General features: G+C 46.0%; 4 protein-coding genes. 3 read left to right on the top strand and 1 reads right to left on the bottom strand.

The genetic code is table 11. The features are described from left to right. The 3 genes from LD028_RS01930 to fabF form a co-directional block, all read left to right on the top strand. Nucleotides 1–553, top strand: a 553-nt coding sequence (locus LD028_RS01930) for a BMP family ABC transporter substrate-binding protein (protein ID WP_237810760.1), incomplete at its 5' end; no start/stop codon positions are given. Nucleotides 554–660: 107 nt separating this feature from the next. Then, complete coding sequence (locus tag LD028_RS01935) at nucleotides 661–1,593, top strand: beta-ketoacyl-ACP synthase III (RefSeq protein ID WP_006318848.1); 933 nt, start codon at nucleotides 661–663, stop codon at nucleotides 1,591–1,593. A 32-nt stretch (nucleotides 1,594–1,625) separates the two neighbouring features. Next, nucleotides 1,626–2,867 (top strand): beta-ketoacyl-ACP synthase II, encoded by a 1,242-nt coding sequence (fabF, locus tag LD028_RS01940; RefSeq protein ID WP_077427639.1) that lies wholly within the window; start codon nucleotides 1,626–1,628, stop codon nucleotides 2,865–2,867. Here the strand turns inward: fabF and LD028_RS01945 are convergent. Further along, the coding region (locus LD028_RS01945; RefSeq protein WP_237810761.1) for a hypothetical protein at nucleotides 2,848–3,031 on the bottom strand (184 nt) is incomplete at its 5' end. The two genes, fabF and LD028_RS01945, sit on opposite strands and share 20 nt — an antisense overlap.

Raw genomic sequence — 3,031 nt, forward strand, 5'->3', positions numbered from 1 at the left:
GATGGGCTTTTTTGGCGGCATGGTCGCAGGACATATGACGAAAACGAATAACATTGGCGTGATTGCTGCATTTGAATGGCAGCCGGAAGTGGACGGTTTTTTCGAAGGAGCGTTATATGAAAACGAAAATGCCCATGTCGACGTTGAATATGTGCAAAATTGGGATGACATAAATACAGCTTTGGCGATTGCTGAGCGGATGATCGCAGATGGCGTAGATGTCATATATCCCGCTGGCGATAAATTCAGCGTGCCGATTATTGAAAAAATGAAAGAATATGGGCTTTATGCGATCGGATATGTAACAGACCAAGCAGATCTAGGGGAACGAACAGTGCTGACAAGCACCGTCCAACATGTCGACGAACTGTATGAACTCGTTGCGAAAAAATTTATAGATGGAAAGTTAAAAGCTGGGACGACATATGTCGACTTTCAAGACGGTGTCATCGAACTCGGCACGTTTAGCCCATTTGTCGAGGAATCGTTTCAGCAAAAAATAAAAAAAGCGATTACGCGATATAAAGCAACGGGAAAATTGCCGAATGAGTAAATGAGGTGTCGAGTAAGCACCTCATTTTTTTATTGCACGAAACGAAAAAAGAAAGTAAAATTAGTACCAAGTAATAAAGTTTGATAATAAAAGGAGACGATATTTCCGTGAGTGCAGGAATTATTGGAATTGGACGATACTTGCCGGAACGTATTGTGACGAATAAAGAATTAGAACAACGTATGGATACGTCCGATGAATGGATTCGGACGCGCACAGGCATTGAAGAGCGGCGCATTGCGTCAGACGATATCGATACGTCCGATATGGGCTATATCGCAGCAAAGCGCGCGCTTGATGATGCGGGCATTTCGCCAGAACAAATTGATCTCATTTTAGTAGCAACGGTGACGCCAGATCGCGCTTTTCCATCTGTCGCATGTATGTTGCAAGAAAAGCTTGGGGCGGTGCGTGCGGCAGCGCTTGATGTGAGCGCAGCATGCGCAGGATTTATGTATGCGATGGTGACCGCGAAGCAATTTATCGAAACGAATACGTACAAATATGTGCTTGTTGTAGGTGTGGAAAAATTATCAAAAATTGTTGATTGGACGGATCGCAACACAGCGGTGTTGTTTGGAGACGGCGCAGGCGCTGTCGTGATGGGAAAAGTGTCTGAAGGTCGTGGTATCGTGTCGTTTGAGCTAGGAGCGGACGGTACAGGCGGAAAATATTTATATCAAGACGATTTTGTTGTGATGAACGGACGAGAAGTGTTTAAGTTTGCGGTGCGTCAAATGGGCGAGTCGTGCATTCGCGTATTAGAAAAAGCAGGATTGACGAAAGCAGATGTTGACTTTTTAATTCCGCATCAAGCGAATATTCGCATTATGGAAGCGGCGCGCGAACGGTTAGAGCTCCCAATCGATCGCATGTCGATTACGGTCAATAAATACGGAAATACGTCCGCTGCATCGATTCCGATTTCGCTCGTTGAAGAAGTAGAAGCTGGACGCATTCAAGATGATGATCTCATCATTATGGTCGGCTTTGGCGGTGGATTAACGTGGGGAGCTATTGCGTTGCGTTGGGGCAAATAACGATGTATGATGAAACAAAGGAGTGATGTGTGATGGAAAAAAGACGAGTCGTCGTCACGGGATTAGGGGCTGTCACACCGTTAGGACATGATGTGGAAACGACATGGAAAAACATCGTGGCAGGACAATCGGGCATCGGTCCGCTTACACGGTTAAATGCGGACGATTTTCCTGCGAAAGTGGCGGCAGAAGTGAAAGATTTTCAAGTCGAACAATTTATTGATAAAAAAGAAGCGCGCAAAATGGACCGTTTCACGCAATATGCGGTCGCTGCTTCGATGATGGCAGTAAAAGATGCAAATTTACAAATTACGGAGGATAACGCTGCGCGCGTCGGCGTATGGATCGGTTCAGGTATCGGCGGGATGGAAACGTACGAAGAACAACTGAAGACATTTTTAGAAAAAGGGTATCGTCGCGTCAGCCCGTTTTTCGTTCCGATGATGATTCCAGATATGGCGGCCGGACAAGTGTCGATTATGCTTGGAGCGAAAGGAATAAACTCATGTACGGTGACCGCCTGCGCCACAGGAACGAACTCGATTGGCGATGCGTTCAAAGTAATTGAACGTGGCGACGCCGATGTGATGATTACAGGCGGAACAGAGGCGCCGATTACACATATGGCGTTTGCAGGATTTAGCGCTGCAAAAGCGCTCTCGTTTAACCCTGATCCGAACACAGCATGCCGTCCGTTCGATCAACATCGTGACGGATTTATTATGGGCGAAGGGGCAGGCATTATTATTTTAGAAGAACTCGAACATGCGTTAAAACGTGGTGCACGCATTTATGCAGAAATTGTCGGCTACGGTGCGACAGGCGATGCGTATCATATTACCGCGCCAGCACCGGGCGGAGAAGGCGGCGTCCGCGCGATGCGCCAAGCGCTTCATGATGCGAACATGCGACCAGAAGACATCGATTACATTAACGCACATGGAACGAGCACAGAGTATAACGATAAATACGAAACGATGGCGATTAAAGAAGTATTTGGTGAACATGCGTATAAACTAGCGGTCAGCTCGACAAAATCGATGACAGGGCATTTGCTCGGGGCAGCAGGGGCTGTTGAAGCGATTTTCTCCGTGTTATCCATTTACGATGGCGTTATTCCGCCAACGATTAACTATGAAACACCAGATCCAGAATGCGATTTAGATTACGTACCAAACGTTGCCCGCAAACAAAATGTGCGTGCTGTATTAAGCAACTCGCTCGGTTTTGGTGGCCATAATGCGACGATCATTTTCAAAAAATATGAAGGATGAGGCTTTCCTCATCCTTCAAAGTGTTGAAAAAGTGGGGAGTCAAGAAAAAGTTCACTTTCCTCGTGAATTTTTTCTTCTTTTCTTTTTTCCTTATTTGTGGTAACTTAAATCTATACCATGTGATTGAAGGGATCGTAACTTGGTCCACTTCTTGAGGTTTTGGA

The organism is Anoxybacillus sp. LAT27 (genome assembly GCF_022030075.1).
GTDB lineage: Bacteria > Bacillota > Bacilli > Bacillales > Anoxybacillaceae > Anoxybacillus > Anoxybacillus kestanbolensis.